Below are 15,063 nucleotides of genomic sequence, written 5' to 3'. Positions count from 1 at the left end.
CTATTGAATTTGCATTTTGCATTCCAGGGCTACTTTGTTGGCTGAACGACTCATGCTGCCCACCCAGTGATTGGCTTTCAGAAAACTTTGCCAATATCCGCTGCTGAATTGGCTTCCTTGATCCGAATGTACCATCACAGATCCTTGTGGTTTGCGTCGCCAGACTGCTGATAACAAAGTATCAAGCACCAACTCCGTGGTCATACGAGACTTCATCGACCAGCCAACCACTTGACGAGAAAACAGATCGATAACTACCGCTAAGTAAAGCCAGCCTTCGTAGGTTCGGAGGTACGTAATGTCCGTCACGCAAGCAACATTTGGCACTGTTACTATAAACTGACGATCTAAATGGTTGGGTGATACAACAGCCGGTTTTAAACCACCATAGCAGCCAGGGCGTCGTTGATAGCCTGTATGAGAACGTAGGCCTTCCCTACTCATTAGACGGGCCACACGGTGTTTGTCACAGGTTTCACCAGCCTCACGCAAATCTTGATGGATCTTGCGATAGCCCTGTATACACCACCGCTCTCAAGCCAGGAATGCTTGATCAATCCCTGCAGGCGCTTATCTTCCCGAGCTCGATTAGAAATCGCTTTTTACACCATGAGTAGTAACCGCTGGGATGCACAGCCATCATCTGACACAAGCGACGTTCCGGATATTGGCTCGCATGCTTTTGAATAAACGCGTACCTCAGTCGGATTCCCTGGCGAAGTTCTGGGCGGCATTCCGACGGTAGCCTTTTTTAATATATCTCGCTCTTCTGATATGCGTACTAGCTCAGCCTTCAAAAGACGATTTTCCGCTGGAGATCGTCATCTTCTTGCTGCTGCTCTACCGGCTTATTGTAGCGTTTGATCCAGTGTTACAAGCTGTGGCCTGTCACGCCTAAACGCTCAGAGACTGCTGCAATGCGATGGCCGCGCTATTCCCCCTGTTTAACGGCTTCGAATTTGAATTCTTCAGTGTAACGGGGACGGTTCATATCAAGCTCAAAGTGGTGGGGGAAGGATCTTTTAGCTCGTGCCAATAAAAGTAAAGCGCTTGTAAAAGCCAGTGCTTTTTCAGCAGTCTTGACGGCGCCCTAGGGCGCCGTTGTTGTTTCGATTGTGCGGGTGAGGATTAGCTCATCTTCATCAACGTACGTGCGACCTGTAAAAGCTTCTTATCCTGCCAGCGGTCGGCGATTATCTGGACACCGACCGGCATGCCGGCACTACCTTGGCTCGACGGTAAATTGAGGCACGGCACTCCCAACAGTGTCCATGCCCGACAGTAAATCGGGTCGCCAGTTGCATCGAGGCCTTTCGGCGCTTCGCCTTGAGCACTAGCGGCGAGGATGATATCTACCTGCTCGCTAAATACCTGCGAGAGCGTCTGCTGCATCTGACTGGTGGCGCGCTTGGCTTCAATATAGCGTTCAAAGCTTGTCGCCCTACCCTCCTCGATTAGCTCAACCAGCTTGATACCCATCTGCGCAGCGTAGTGGTGATATTCACTCGCCAGTGCTTGAGATGCCTCATAAGCCATGACTACTTTTTGGTGCTCCACTAGCGCTTCATAGCGCGCATCCAGGCTTAATGGCACTATCTCAGCCCCCGCGTTTTCAAAGCGTTCTTGGGCATTTGCCAGGGCTTGCTTAACATCCGGTGCCAGTGGTTCATCCACCGGCAAGCTACGTATACCGACGCGAACGCCTTTGAGGTTATCCAGCGCGGGGATGGGGGGCGCCTTGGTCAGCGCCGAGAATGTCGTACAGACATCGTCGATATGGCGGGCAAACCAGCCTAACGTGTCTAATGAGGCTGCAAAGGGTTTAACACCGTCACAGCTAAGCGTGCCAAAGGTGGGTTTAAAGCCAAACACGCCACAATAACTCGCTGGCCGAATCATGCTACCCGCCGTTTGTGTACCAAACGCCAGCGGCACCATCCCAGCCGCCACGGCCGCAGCCGAACCGCTTGAAGAACCTCCGGGGGTGCGCGTCGGGTCATGGGGATTATGGGTCTTGCCCGGCGTAAAATAGGCGAACTCCGTGGACACCGTTTTACCCATGATCAATGCCCCGTTTTCCTCCAACAGCGTGACCAGCGCGGCATTTAGTTGTGCACCAGGAGAGCTAAGATAACCGCGAGTGCCCCAGGTAATGGGCATATCCGTGGTGTCGATAATGTCCTTAATACCTACCGGCACTCCATATAGTGGCACGCTGCCAACATCTACCTCTGAAGGCAACGCTGGCAAGCGTGGTGCCAGCGCCTCCCAGGCTTGTACCTCGGGCTCGCGTTTTTCTATACAGGCCGCGCAGTAATGCCACCAGTCATAAGGCTCGGCACTGCCCTCTTTTAAAGCAGTTTGATAGTTCTCGATGGTCAAATGGGGATCAAGGGTCACAACACTCTCCTGTAAAACTATCAAAGACTATGACTAACAATTCACACCTGTAAACAAATCAAGTGGCACTACGCTAGCACTACTTGATTGCCCCTATCCTTTTTATAAATAATAAAACTATTGGACTACTTCATTGGCAAATGAGGCGTCCACAATATCCTCGTAGTACATCTCGCCTTTAATATTGCCTACGAACTGCTGCATTTCAATCGCGTTGGTAAAAGCATCTTCAGTAATCATTACGCTTTCAGGGTAGACACTATTTTCAATCATACGCTGGACGGCCGCATCCACCACCTCTCCTTGCAAGTCACCAAATTCAAGCCGCGCGACTGCTTTTGCAATGTCGGCATCAGAGTGAATCAACGCCAGTGAATCATTAATCGACATCACAAATCGTTTTACTAAATCAGGGTTTTCATCAATCATCTCTTGAGAAGTGTTAATAGTTGAAAAGGCATACTCAGGATAGTCATCGGTAAAAGCATGAATAATCTCCAAACCTTGAGATATGCCTTGCTCAACCTGTGGCTGATAAGCAACCGCAATATCACCGCGCCCTGAGAGCACAGGGCCCAACTCAGAGCCATTCTGTACTTCGGTGACATCCACTTCCCCTTCAAGACCTGCATCGGCGATCAATCTGCGTATCAGTGTATTCGAGGTACCAGGCGCCAACCCAACGACCACCTCTTTGCCTGCCAAATCCGCAGGAGAGTCGTAGTCGAGATCTGGATGAGCCAAAACCCATACAGGCGCACTGTTGGCTACGGCACTGATGGCTTTTCCGCTGCCCCCCTGCTCCTGAGCAAAACCAACGTGCTCAGGACCATGAACTGAAAACTGTGATTCTCCCGCTAATACTGATGCTAACGCAGCAGGTCCCGATCCCGCTGAGCGCACCACTGGCACATCAATATTATGATTATTGAAAATGCCTTCATGTTTAGCGACATAGACTGGTAAATAGAGCAGCGAATGGAAGGCTTCATTAATTAAAATAGTGTCCATATCATCGGCGTGGAGCGGAGCCGCTGCGCTTAGTGCGAGTAGCCCAGTACCGAAAACAGCATGCTTATAGACGGAAGAAAATTTCATCTTGTCTGCCTCTTGAGGTTATCGATTGACGAACAGTGGTGATGCACTACCTACTTCGCTGCATCTATCGTTGGCCTTGTTCCCATGGCAATAAGCGCTTCTCAACCTGAGATACGATGACGTACAGCACGATGGCCACAATCATTAGTGTGATTACGCCCACCCAAACGACGTTAAGATTAAACAGGTTGCCGGCGACAAAAATCATGCGGCCCAACCCCCGATCGGAAGAGATAAACTCACCGCCAATTTCAGCAATCAAGGCAAATCCAATATTTAAGCGGAAAGCAGAGATGATCCAAGGCAACGACGCTGGCGCAACTACTTTGGTAAACACTTCACGGCGACTGGCACCCATCGAGCGCATCAAGTTAATAAGATTGCGATCTATTTGATGCGTCCCTTGATAGGCAGAGAGCAGAGCGACAACAAAGGTGGCCACAAAGGCAAGAGCAATTTTGGACAGCATGCCGGAGCCAAACCAGATGATAATCATCGGCGCCAGAGCAATCTTGGGTAGGCCGTTAAGTGCCACCATGAAGGGGTCAATAATACGAGCGGTAGTCCGCGAGAACCACAGCAGCAACCCACTGATAGAACCGAGAATACTGCCTAGCAGAAACCCCACCACGGTGGCATAAACCGTCGCAATGGTGTCATTTAGTAACTGGCCAGACTGAATCAGCCGCCAAGCTTCGCCCGCGATACCAACAGGGGACCCCATCAAAAAGGGATTAATCCAGTCAGTCATAACGCCTATCTGCCATAGGACCACCACTAACCCTATGCCAGTCACACGCCATAAATTGTCAGTGATAAAGCTACTTCGTGTGCGCTGCTCATCGTTCTCTTTAATACTCCCGGCACGAATGGTATGGGTATAGAACTGTGCTTCGCTCATTGCTCGGCCCCCGAAATTTGGATATCTAAATCATCCCAAATGCTGTCAAAGTAGCGCTGATAACGGGTATCACTTCGCGCTTTTAAACAGGAACCGAGCTCGCGGGATAGGCCTACATCATAGATTTTCTTTACTGACGTAGGACGTTGTGTCATTACCGCCACTCGATCTGACATAGCAATAGCTTCGCCAATATCGTGGGTAATCAACACCACCGTTTTATGGTGCTCTTTAAGAATTGAGACGATCTCTTCTTCAAGCACCAAACGTGTCTGGTAGTCGAGCGCTGAGAATGGTTCATCAAGCAGAATAAGGTCTGGATCAGTGATTAACGTACGAATCAGTGCCACCCGCTGACGCATACCACCTGACAGCGTACTGGGGTATTGATCAGCGAAATCAGCAAGACCATAACGAGCCAACTGTTCGCGGGCCATTGCATAACGCTTGGCTTTGGCTACACCTTGAATTTCCAACCCCAAGCACACGTTGTCGATAATGGTGCGCCATGGAAAGAGCAAATCACGCTGCAACATATATCCAATACGCGCACCGCATGCTGGATCTCGACCACGTAAGGTAATACTGCCATCGCTGGGTTCGAGCAAACTGGCGATAATATTGAACATCGTGCTCTTACCACAGCCGCTTGGCCCTACGATGCTGATGAACTCCTCTTGCTTGATGTCTAAAGTGATATCTTCGATAACAGGAATTGATTCACCGCTGGGGCTTGTGAAGGCCTTTTTAACACCGCTCAGAGAAATCACACTCTGACGGAGCATTTCTTGGTCATTCAGCTTAGCGTTTGGAGAGATGGGGACGGCGATTGACGAGTTCATCGTTAGAGCCTTTGGGCTGCCTGGGTCCCCTAGCAACTGCATTTAATGTGCCAAAAATCGATTTAATTATAAAAAATCAATATGATTCCAGAAAAACGAGCAGCGCTATTTTTTAGTTATCTTGTTAACAGCGTTGTGAAACCACCTTCACTATTAATTGTATGCACCATAATGAATGCATTTTGCACTTTGTTGTTACATACACTCTTACCACCTTAACCTTGTATCCGCTTGAAAAGTAAGAACGCCACCACGGTTATCGACCGTGGCGGCGCTGGGGGTACCAGCTAGAAGCGTCGGGCTTTCGCCGCCCGACAAGTCACACCTCAGTTCATGTCACGTTCACACTGCTGATGCTGTAAGAAAAAACGCAGCATTTCCTTGGTGGCATCGGGGCCCTTGGAATCGGTATAGCTTCCCTTCGCGCTGCCGCCCGACCAGGCGTGGCCAGCTCCATGAATGCGCCACTGCTCCATGTGTGGTTCGCCCTTCTCGTTGTGATGCGTGGTACGCGTATAGGCATGGCCATTAGCCACCTTTCCCTGCTCTACCGTCGCACTTTCTTGACGCGATGTGCTGTACTGGGCGGCCACGCGATCCGCATTGCTGGGGTGCACGGTGGTGTCAAGATCCCCATGAAAGATAATCGCGGGCACTTCCGATGCCCAACCGGCCCCTTTCGCTTTACCACCGCCAAGAGGCCCTGTGCCTCCTTGCATGGCGCCTAAGGCATCAGGAAGACTTTGGGCCACGCCGTGGGGTAGCCCGGAGTGCACGCCCACCGCCGCAAATAGATCCGGGTAGGTCATCGCCAGAGTGGTTGCCATGGCGGCGCCTGCCGACAGGCCTGCGACATAGATTCGGGTTCCATCAAGGCCATGGGTATCAATGATCTGGCGGGTCATGCCCGCAATAATCGCGGGTTCACCGCCCTCGCGCTGCTGGTCTTCGGCTTTGAACCAGTTCCAGCATTTCGAGCTGTTAGCGGTCATCGGCTGGGCTGGATAGAGCACATAACACAGCTGCTCTTCGGCCAGCCGGTTCATCTCGGTTCCGGCAGCAAAGTCATCAGGGTTCTGTGTGCAGCCATGCAGCATCACTACCAGCGGCAGCGCTTGACCAGTATAGCCGCTAGGGATATACAGTTTGTAATCACGCGAACCCACAGGGTTGGTAAACCGGCCTGCAGTAAACGCCCCGGGCTGTGGCTCCTCGCTGGTATTCGGTGCTTGCTCGGGTTGCGCCATTCCACCGCGAAACTTCATCCACTTATCCCGCCATGCAGCAGGCACCTTAATAGCGCCGGGCAAGAATGCGCCGGCTGGCGACTCTGCAGGTTCTGACTTAGATACAGTGGCTTCTTCGTCGATCACCTCGCAGGTTCCGTCGAAGGTATTGCCTTCCTGGTAGGATGTATTCGGCGTTTCAACGCCGCTCGATTCGGGTGCGCTACCCTGGAGAACCGCCATCGCCTCTTGCAGTTTTCCCGCACGGGTTAGCCGCGTCGCTTCTTCCATTCGCTTGGTCATCGTGGCATCGATCATTTTCAATATCCTTATTCAATGATTGCGTAGTCAGTGTTTATTGAGTGAGCCTGAGCCCTTAGTGGATGCGATCTGCCAGAGCGGCCTTAACCGCTTTACTGGCGTGCAAGGCGCCCAGAACTACCACGGATTCGATAGTGGCGAGAGCCAGCTCAGGCGTTACGTCATCGGCTATGCTGGCCATGCCCAGCACCTGGATTTGTAACGTCTCGCCTGTCGCTTGCAGGGCTTCCAAATCTGCACGGCTATAGTGCTCAAGCCCGAGTACAAACGACTTTCGGGACACGGTCTCCTTGACCACCTCCGCATGAGTCGCCAGTTGATTACGAATGGCCGTGCGGATTAGATCCGTTCGGTTGGAGTAAAACCCTTCCTGCACCAGCAGGTCTATCTGCCCTAAGTCAACCAAGCCCAGATTAATGGTGATCTTCTCGCTGGAGTCACCGCTTTTACGACGCAGTTCATGCACGCTCATGTGTCATTGCCTCTTTTGCAGCGAAATAATCCATACACCATCCATATGGATGGTAATAATAGACATTAATCAGCAATAGTCCAGCTAATAGCGTAAATAAACGCTCACCCCGCCCCCTCCAAAGCCACTGTCGCTGAACTGACTTATTTCTCCTTTATGGTGAAACGATGACACTCTTTGTGGTTGGAGGTTAGCTTGCACATTGCCGATGTGACGATGTTCCATGCACCCGCCAGCGGCGGTGTACGTACCTATCTACAGGCCAAACACCGTGTTTTTTCACGTATTCCACAGCTGCGTACCAGCCTGCTGGTGCCGGGGGCGGAGCGCGATAGCCTGGGTGACCACCACACCTTACCGGCGCTACACCTGCCTCTAGGCCAGGGCTATCGTTTCCCGCTACGTGGCTCCCCCTGGCGGGATGCCCTGATTGATCTAAAGCCTGATCTTATTGAGGCAGGCGACCCGTACGTAACCGCTTGGGCTGCGCTTGCAGCAGGTCAACGGCTCGGCGTACCTGTGGTCGGCTTCTATCACTCCGATCTTCCGCGTTTGATGGGTGATCGCTTGGGGCGCTACGTTGAGAAGCGCTTAACCCGCTATGTAGCAGATCTTTATAGTCGGTTCGATAGCGTATTGGCGCCCTGTAACGCGATGGCAGATCGGCTGCGCGACTGGGGCGTCGATCATGTCCGCGTTCAGCCGTTGGGGGTCGATTTAGCGCAATTTAATCCCCAGCAGCGTGACCCGACGTTCCGCCAGACCATGGGCATACCCAGCGATAAAAAGCTGCTGATCTTTGTGGGACGTAACTCACGCGAGAAAAATCTTGATGTACTGCTTTCAACGATGCGTCAGCTAGACAGCGATTACCATTTGCTGTTGATGGGCCCCGGTATGCCGCATCACGTACCCAGCAATGTCACCATTGTGGATCGCTGCTGTGGTGCCCACGAGGTCGCCAAAGCACTGGCCAGTAGCGACGCTCTGCTGCACGCAGGCACCCGCGAAACCTTCGGCTTAGTTGCCCAGGAAGCCATGGCCTGCGGCATTCCAGTGGTAGCAGTCAGGGCCGGGGCGCTGGCCGAAAACGTGCCGTTGGGAGCGGGTATTTTATGCAAACCGCTCGACCCCACTGCCATGGCTGAGGCCTGTCTAGCGCTGTTTAGTAATGATATCGCTGCTAGCGGGCGCTATGCGCGTCGCCATGTCGAGCGCCATTTCAACTGGGATGGTGTTATGCACTCGCTGCTTGAGCACTATCAGCAGCTTTGCCACGGCAGCCAACCCTATGCACTCCACCAACACCACTAGTCGTCGCCAGCTACTGAAGTGGCGGCCTATCCACGGCGTAATGATTGCCTTGGCGTTGATTGCGCCGCTGGTGCTCACCGCCTGGCTGGGTGGAGCCGAGGCGCTGCAGCGCGTCAAACACTTCCCACTGGGGTTGCTGCTATTGATGCTGGTGATGGCCTTTCTGTGCTGGAACCTGAATGCAGCTAGGCTACGTTTGATGCTGGGGGGCCGTGCAGGCAGGCTCGGCCAGCGCGGCGCGCTAGGGATTGAACTAGCTTCTAAGTTTGCGCTGTGCGCCACCCCAGGCGGCAGCGGTGGCCTAGCGACCCTGCTGTTGCTGCTTGCACGGCGCGGCTTTCCGCCTGCCAAAGGCGCGGCAGTGTTTCTGATTGATCAAGGCTGTGACTTACTGTTTTTCCTGGCCATGTTGAGCGGCCTGGTGCTCTTTTCGGTGCTCAGCGATACCCAGTGGCCACACCAATCTCTCGTACAATGGGCGCTGGTGGGGTTAGCGTTCATGGCGACGCTGGTGAGTGTGGTCATGCGCTATCTACCAAGTCTACTGCGCTCACCCGGCGTGAACACGCCGTGGCCAAGCCAGTATCGCCGACGTTGGCTTGCACGGCGCCTTTTGCGCTGTCGGCATGCACTCAAGGTGACGCTAGAGCTGCCGCGCACGACGCTTCTTGCGATGATGCTATTGACCACCGCCCATTGGCTGATGCGCTACAGTTTGCTCTATTTGGCGGTACTGGGAGTAGGCGGCCATGCAGACTGGATGTGGACCTTCTTGACTCAAATGCTGGCGATGGCCGCGAGTCAGCTTAGCTTTCTGCCTGGCGGCGCGGGCGCTGCAGAGGTGGGCGTGGGTGGTCTGTTGCTGCCGCTAATGGAGCGCGAACAGGCCGCCGCAGCGGTATTGGTGTGGCGATTGGTCAGCTACCATCTTTACTTGGCGGCAGGCGCACCGCTGTTTGTGCTGTATAGCTATCGCATGCTGCGTCGCTCGGCGCCATAGTAGTATTATTGAATAGCACGCAGAAATAAATAAGGGCGCCCCGAGGGGCGCCCTTATAGCGTGCAGCTAAACGTTCATGGCTTACCAGCCAGTCACTTCTTTCAGCGCATCGCCGATTTCAGCCAAAGAGCGCACGGTTCTAACACCGGCGTCTTCCAGGGCCGCAAACTTCTCGTCAGCGGTGCCTTTACCGCCAGAGATGATGGCGCCCGCGTGGCCCATACGCTTGCCAGGAGGTGCAGTCACACCGGCAATGTAGGAAACCACGGGCTTGGAAACGTTAGCTTTGATGTAAGCTGCCGCTTCTTCTTCAGCCGTACCGCCGATTTCACCGATCATAACGATGGCTTCGGTTTTCGGGTCCTTCTCGAACATTTCGAGGATGTCGATGAAGTTAGAGCCCGGAATCGGGTCGCCGCCGATACCCACACAGGTAGACTGACCGAAACCGTGATCAGTGGTCTGCTTAACGGCTTCATAGGTCAAGGTACCAGAACGAGATACGATACCTACGCGGCCCGGCTGGTGAATGTGACCCGGCATGATGCCGATTTTGCATTCGCCTGGGGTGATAACACCGGGGCAGTTCGGGCCGATCAGCCGTACGCCCAGCTCGTCACACTTCACTTTCGCTTCGAGCATGTCGAGCGTAGCGATGCCTTCAGTGATGCACACAATCAGCTTGATACCAGCAAACGCCGCTTCAAGGATTGAGTCTTTACAGAACGGTGCCGGTACGTAGATAACGCTGGCTTCCGCGCCGGTTTTCGCTACCGCTTCTTTCACGGTATTGAAAACGGGCAGACCGAGGTGCTCTTGGCCGCCTTTGCCCGGTGTAACACCACCGACCATTTTCGTGCCATAGGCGATCGCCTGCTCGGAGTGGAACGTGCCCTGGCCACCGGTAAAGCCCTGGCAGATGACCTTGGTGTTCTTATCGATCAGGATGCTCATTACTTGCCCTCCGCCGCTTTAACGACCTGCTGAGCCGCGTCGGTCAGACTAGTAGCCGCGATAATGTTCAAACCGCTAGATGCTAGTTTTTCAGCACCCAGTTCGGCGTTGTTACCTTCCAGACGTACGACTACCGGCACATTGACGCCCACTTGCTCAACGGCACCGATAATGCCTTCAGCAATCATGTCGCAACGTACGATACCGCCGAAAATGTTAACCAGTACGGCTTTAACATTGTCATCCGACAGGATGATTTTGAACGCTTCTGCCACGCGCTCCTTGGTGGCGCCGCCGCCAACGTCCAAGAAGTTAGCGGGCTTGCCGCCGCTCAGGTTGACGATGTCCATGGTGCCCATGGCCAAACCTGCGCCGTTAACCATGCAGCCGATGTTGCCATCAAGCGCTACGTAGTTAAGTTCCCACTTCGCCGCATCGGCTTCACGCTGATCTTCTTGCGAAGGATCACGCATGGCCTGCAGGTCAGGGTGACGGTATAGCGCGTTGCTATCCAGACCCAGTTTGGCGTCGAGGCAGTGCAGATTGCCTTCTTCAGTGACGACCAGCGGGTTAATTTCCAGCAGGGCCAGGTCTTTGTCGTGGAACAACTGAGACAGGCCTAAGAAAATCTTGGTGAACTGCTTGATCTGGTCGCCTTTCAGGCCCAGCGCAAAGGCTAGCTCACGCGCTTGGTACGGCTGTGCGCCGACCAGCGGATCGATTTCAGCTTTGAGAATCTTTTCCGGCGTCTCTTCTGCAACCGTCTCGATCTCTACACCACCTTCGGTGGAGGCCATGAAGACCACACGACGGGTAGTACGGTCGACAACGGCACCGAGATAGAGCTCGTCGGCGATGTCAGTGCAGGTTTCAACCAAAATCTTGGCAACCGGCTGACCTTTTTCGTCAGTCTGGAAGGTAACCAAGTTCTTGCCCAGCCACTTTTCAGCAAATGCTTTGGCTTCAGCCGGGTCTTTGATCAGCTTAACGCCACCCGCTTTACCACGGCCACCGGCGTGCACCTGGGCTTTAACCACCCACATGTCACCACCGATTTTTTTGCAAGCCTCTTCCGCTTCTTCGGGAGTGTCGACTGCAAAGCCTTTAGACACTGGTAGACCATAATCGGCAAACAGCTGTTTACCTTGATACTCGTGAAGATTCATCGATTCATGCCATTGGTTGCATGTGACTCGAACAATGATCAGTTCTTTTTTAAGAGCAGTCTTACAAGAACGGTCTTAAAAGAACTGGTCATCCCCGTTCTTTCGATCTTTGTTTGTTACCACAAAGCCGAAAGTTTGCGCCACCCATAAAAGGTGGCGCTTCGTTGTTTAACTAAATTACTTGCGCTTCTTGCGATTGGCCATATGAATCGCATGGCCATCTACCGCAAGCGCTGCTTCGTGAACAGCTTCCGACATGGTCGGGTGCGCGTAGCAGGTCAGGGCCAGGTCTTCGGCACTAGAGCCGAATTCCATGGCAATCACGCCTTGGGCGATCATCTCACCAGCGTGTTGACCCACGATGTGCATACCGAGAATACGGTCAGTTTCCGCATCGGCGATAATTTTGGCACTGCCTTCGGTAGCGTTGTTAGCCATCGCACGGCCGCTTGCCGCGAACGGGAAGGTGCCGGTTTTGACTTCGATGCCTTTCGCTTTAGCGTCTTGCTCAGTCATACCGACCCATGCCACTTCCGGGTAGGTATAAATGACGCTAGGAATCGCGTCGTAGTTCATCTCGGCTTTATGGCCAGCGATGATATCCGCCACCATGATGCCCTCTTCAGAGGCTTTGTGCGCCAGCATTGGTCCGCGTACACAGTCACCAATGGCGTAAACGCCCGGGACGTTGGTACGGCACTGGTCGTCAACAAAGATAAAGCCACGCTCATCCAGCTCAACGCTAACACCGTCGGCAATCACGCCTTTGGTGTATGGGCGACGGCCGACACAAACGATGAGTTTATCAAAGGTCATCTCTTGTTCGCCGTTGGCATCGCTGTACTTCACAACGACTTCGTCGCCTTTAACTTCAGAACCGGTCACGCGAGCGCCCAGTTTGATATCCAGACCCTGCTTCTTGAGCAGCTTCTGCGTCTCTTTGGCGACGGTGGTGTCCACCATGGGCAGGAACGAGTCCATAGCTTCAAGTACGGTAACTTCAGAGCCGAGACGGTTCCATACGCTGCCAAGCTCAAGGCCGATGATACCGGCACCAATCACACCCAAACGCTTGGGTGTTTCAGTGAACTCAAGTGCGCCGGTTGAATCAACAATCAGGCCTTCAGTCAGTGGCGTCGGCGGAATTTCTACCGGCACTGAACCCGCTGCAATCACAATGTTGTCGGCGTCGTAAGTAGTGGTGTTGCCATCGGTATCGGTGACTTCAACCTGCTTGCCGGAAACCACTTTACCGGTACCTTCGATGGCGGTTACGCCATTGGCCTTGAACAAGCCAGAGATGCCGCCGGTCAAGTTCTTAACGATCTTGTCCTTGCGGGCCATCATCTTGGTAACGTCCATGGAAACGTCGCCAGCCTGGATACCCATATCGTCGAAATCGTGCTTGGCTTCAACGAACTTGTGGGAGGCTTCAAGCAGCGCTTTAGACGGGATACAGCCCACGTTCAAGCAGGTGCCACCGTGAACGACATTGCCTTCTTTACCAATCCATTTTTCAACACAGGCCGCTTTCAGGCCCATCTGTGCAGCACGAATGGCGGCAACGTAACCGCCAGGGCCGGCACCGATAACGATCACATCAAACTTATCAGCCATGTTGGCTCCTTTAGCTTGCTGGCCTCCCCCCATTTTAACGCGACTGGGTGGGAGGCTGTGTGCGAGTGCAGTTAAATCCTGGTTTAAGCAGTAGCGTACTCAATAAAGATGACGCTTATACTTTAGACATCCAGCAGCAGACGAGCCGGGTCTTCCAGCAATTCTTTCAAGGTAACCAAGAATTGAACGGCGTCTTTGCCGTCGATCATACGGTGGTCGTAAGAGAGCGCCAGATACATCATCGGACGAATCTCGACCTTGCCGTTAACTGCCATCGGACGATCCTGGATTTTGTGCATGCCCAGAATGGCGGTTTGCGGCGGGTTGATGATCGGGGTCGACATCAACGAGCCAAAAGTACCACCGTTGGTGATGGTAAAGGTGCCGCCGATCATGTCGTCCATGCCCAGCTTACCGTCACGACCACGCTTGCCGAAATCGACAATTTTGCGCTCGACGTCAGCAATTTTCATGCTGTCGGTGTCGCGCAGTACCGGCACGACCAGACCACGGTCGGTGGAAACGGCAACGCCGATATCCTGGTAACCGTGATAAACGATGTCGGTGCCGTCGATAGAGGCGTTCACGTCCGGATAACGTTTGAGCGCTTCTGAAGCTGCTTTGACAAAGAAGCCCATAAAGCCCAGTTTGATATCGTGAGCTTTTAAGAACGTCTCTTTGTACTGCGCACGCAGGGCCATGATCTCGGTCATGTCCACTTCGTTATAGGTCGTCAGCATCGCCGCCGTTTGCTGCGCCTGAACCAAGCGCTTGGCGATGGTTTGACGCAGGCGGCTCATCGGCACGCGCTTCTCGATGCGCTCCCCCTCGGCCGCCGGTGCAGCAGCCGATTTCGCCGGTGCCGCTGATTTGGCTGCTTTCTTGGCGGAACCGTCTTTGACCGCTTTCTGTACGTCTTCTTTCAGGATGCGGCCACCTTTTCCGGTGCCCTTAATCTTGGCAACGTCCAGGTCGTGCTCAGCCACCATTTTACGCGCAGCCGGAGCGAGGATCTTGTCACCGACTTTCTCATCGGCGCCATCGTCGTCGCTGCTGGTGTCAGCTTTAGCAGGCGCTGCATCGCCGCCGCTTTCGCTACCACTGCTGTCGCCACCGGCGCCTTCGGTAAAGGTCGCGAGAATCGCTTCGGATTCGACCTGGCTACCCTCTTCGGCTTTAATTTCAGCCAGGGCGCCATCGGCCGGCGCAACCACTTCCAGTACGACTTTATCGGTTTCGATGTCGGCCAGCACCTCATCGCGCTTGACCGCTTCGCCGACTTTTTTGTGCCAAGTGGCCACGGTGCCTTCCTGAATCGACTCAGGGAAGCTCGGGGCTTTTACGTCGTGCTGCTTGCCGCCACCGCTACTGGCAGGCTTTTCTTGCTTCTCTTCAGACGCCTTAACGTCAGACTTCTCTTCGGATTTTTCAGCGCTATCATCGCTAGAAGATTTCTCTTCCTTGCTGCCTGACGCACTGCCTTCACCGATTTTGCCCAGCACCTGCTCTGACTGAACGGTATCGCCCTCTTCGGCCATGACGTCGGTCAGGGTACCCGCTTCCGGTGCGACGACTTCAAGCACCACTTTGTCGGTTTCAATCTCAACAATCAGCTCGTCACGCTCAACGCTGTCACCCGGCTTTTTATGCCACGCCGCCACTGTGCCTTCGGCAACGGATTCCGGAAAGGTTGGCGCTTTGATCTCAGTAGCCATGTCGTTTCCCTTATGTGTTCTCTAAATCCGGTGGCCG

Annotated in this window: 12 protein-coding genes and 1 pseudogene; 2 read left to right on the top strand and 11 right to left on the bottom strand. The window is 53.7% G+C overall.

Annotated features, from left to right (window positions below; translation table 11 throughout):
* Positions 1 to 36 precede the first annotated feature (36 nt).
* The 7 genes and pseudogenes from HZS80_RS23370 to HZS80_RS04220 form a co-directional block, all read right to left on the bottom strand.
* Positions 37 to 991: pseudogene (locus tag HZS80_RS23370) on the bottom strand (IS3 family transposase); the annotation flags it as partial.
* A gap of 137 nt (positions 992 to 1,128) precedes the next feature.
* Positions 1,129 to 2,400: an amidase gene (locus tag HZS80_RS04245; protein WP_035563088.1), complete on the bottom strand. Its 1,272-nt coding sequence runs from the start codon at positions 2,398 to 2,400 to the stop codon at positions 1,129 to 1,131.
* A 117-nt stretch (positions 2,401 to 2,517) separates the two neighbouring features.
* Positions 2,518 to 3,498: an ABC transporter substrate-binding protein gene (locus HZS80_RS04240; RefSeq protein WP_035563085.1), complete on the bottom strand. Its 981-nt coding sequence runs from the start codon at positions 3,496 to 3,498 to the stop codon at positions 2,518 to 2,520.
* 64 nt (positions 3,499 to 3,562) lie between these two features.
* Complete coding sequence (locus HZS80_RS04235) at positions 3,563 to 4,399, bottom strand: ABC transporter permease (RefSeq protein WP_035563081.1); 837 nt, start codon at positions 4,397 to 4,399, stop codon at positions 3,563 to 3,565.
* Positions 4,396 to 5,241: an ABC transporter ATP-binding protein gene (locus tag HZS80_RS04230; protein WP_082072613.1), complete on the bottom strand. Its 846-nt coding sequence runs from the start codon at positions 5,239 to 5,241 to the stop codon at positions 4,396 to 4,398. Before HZS80_RS04230 ends, HZS80_RS04235 begins: the two co-directional genes overlap by 4 nt.
* A 326-nt stretch (positions 5,242 to 5,567) precedes the next feature.
* Positions 5,568 to 6,785: an extracellular catalytic domain type 1 short-chain-length polyhydroxyalkanoate depolymerase gene (locus tag HZS80_RS04225; protein WP_179915254.1), complete on the bottom strand. Its 1,218-nt coding sequence runs from the start codon at positions 6,783 to 6,785 to the stop codon at positions 5,568 to 5,570.
* Positions 6,786 to 6,843: 58 nt separating this feature from the next.
* Positions 6,844 to 7,260 carry a CopG family transcriptional regulator gene (locus HZS80_RS04220; RefSeq protein ID WP_035563075.1) on the bottom strand — a complete coding sequence of 139 codons (417 nt, stop codon included), beginning with the start codon at positions 7,258 to 7,260 and terminating at the stop codon, positions 6,844 to 6,846.
* Positions 7,261 to 7,455: 195 nt separating this feature from the next.
* Here HZS80_RS04220 and HZS80_RS04215 point away from each other — a divergent pair, with 195 nt between their 5' ends.
* Both HZS80_RS04215 and HZS80_RS04210 read left to right on the top strand, forming a co-directional pair.
* Entirely contained in the window at positions 7,456 to 8,574 is a 1,119-nt protein-coding gene (locus HZS80_RS04215; protein ID WP_179915253.1) for an N-acetylglucosaminyl phosphatidylglycerol synthase, read from the top strand.
* The gene (locus tag HZS80_RS04210; RefSeq protein ID WP_179915252.1) at positions 8,552 to 9,574 is read left to right on the top strand and encodes a glucosaminyl phosphatidylglycerol flippase; all 1,023 of its coding nucleotides are present in this window, start codon (positions 8,552 to 8,554) and stop codon (positions 9,572 to 9,574) included. Before HZS80_RS04215 ends, HZS80_RS04210 begins: the two co-directional genes overlap by 23 nt.
* 81 nt (positions 9,575 to 9,655) lie before the next feature.
* Here the strand turns inward: HZS80_RS04210 and sucD are convergent, their stop codons facing one another.
* From sucD to odhB, 4 genes are all read right to left on the bottom strand, one after another.
* Entirely contained in the window at positions 9,656 to 10,528 is an 873-nt protein-coding gene (gene sucD / locus HZS80_RS04205; protein WP_035563069.1) for a succinate--CoA ligase subunit alpha, read from the bottom strand.
* Positions 10,528 to 11,694, bottom strand: coding sequence for an ADP-forming succinate--CoA ligase subunit beta (gene sucC / locus HZS80_RS04200; protein ID WP_008958560.1), 1,167 nt, complete (start codon positions 11,692 to 11,694; stop codon positions 10,528 to 10,530). The genes sucD and sucC overlap by 1 nt, the downstream gene beginning before the upstream one ends.
* 177 nt (positions 11,695 to 11,871) lie before the next feature.
* Positions 11,872 to 13,311 carry a dihydrolipoyl dehydrogenase gene (gene lpdA, locus HZS80_RS04195; protein ID WP_035563066.1) on the bottom strand — a complete coding sequence of 480 codons (1,440 nt, stop codon included), beginning with the start codon at positions 13,309 to 13,311 and terminating at the stop codon, positions 11,872 to 11,874.
* A gap of 122 nt (positions 13,312 to 13,433) precedes the next feature.
* A complete protein-coding gene (gene odhB / locus HZS80_RS04190; protein ID WP_035563063.1) occupies positions 13,434 to 15,026 on the bottom strand; it encodes a 2-oxoglutarate dehydrogenase complex dihydrolipoyllysine-residue succinyltransferase in 1,593 nt (530 codons plus the stop codon).
* Positions 15,027 to 15,063 lie beyond the last annotated feature (37 nt).

The sequence above is a fragment of the Vreelandella glaciei genome (genome assembly GCF_013415125.1).
Taxonomy (GTDB): domain Bacteria; phylum Pseudomonadota; class Gammaproteobacteria; order Pseudomonadales; family Halomonadaceae; genus Vreelandella; species Vreelandella glaciei.
The sequence above is the reverse complement of the archived record's forward strand: the minus strand, read 5'-3'. Positions and strand labels throughout refer to the sequence as shown.

Coding starts and splice junctions, on each gene's coding strand:
- HZS80_RS04240 (WP_035563085.1), bottom strand. CDS start 3,498: ATGAAATTTTCTTCCGTCTATAAGCATGCTGTTTTCGGTACTGGGCTA.
- HZS80_RS04235 (WP_035563081.1), bottom strand. CDS start 4,399: ATGAGCGAAGCACAGTTCTATACCCATACCATTCGTGCCGGGAGTATT.
- HZS80_RS04230 (WP_082072613.1), bottom strand. CDS start 5,241: ATGAACTCGTCAATCGCCGTCCCCATCTCTCCAAACGCTAAGCTGAAT.
- HZS80_RS04225 (WP_179915254.1), bottom strand. CDS start 6,785: ATGATCGATGCCACGATGACCAAGCGAATGGAAGAAGCGACGCGGCTA.
- HZS80_RS04220 (WP_035563075.1), bottom strand. CDS start 7,260: ATGAGCGTGCATGAACTGCGTCGTAAAAGCGGTGACTCCAGCGAGAAG.
- HZS80_RS04210 (WP_179915252.1), top strand. CDS start 8,552: ATGCACTCCACCAACACCACTAGTCGTCGCCAGCTACTGAAGTGGCGG.
- sucD (WP_035563069.1), bottom strand. CDS start 10,528: ATGAGCATCCTGATCGATAAGAACACCAAGGTCATCTGCCAGGGCTTT.
- sucC (WP_008958560.1), bottom strand. CDS start 11,694: ATGAATCTTCACGAGTATCAAGGTAAACAGCTGTTTGCCGATTATGGT.
- lpdA (WP_035563066.1), bottom strand. CDS start 13,311: ATGGCTGATAAGTTTGATGTGATCGTTATCGGTGCCGGCCCTGGCGGT.
- odhB (WP_035563063.1), bottom strand. CDS start 15,026: ATGGCTACTGAGATCAAAGCGCCAACCTTTCCGGAATCCGTTGCCGAA.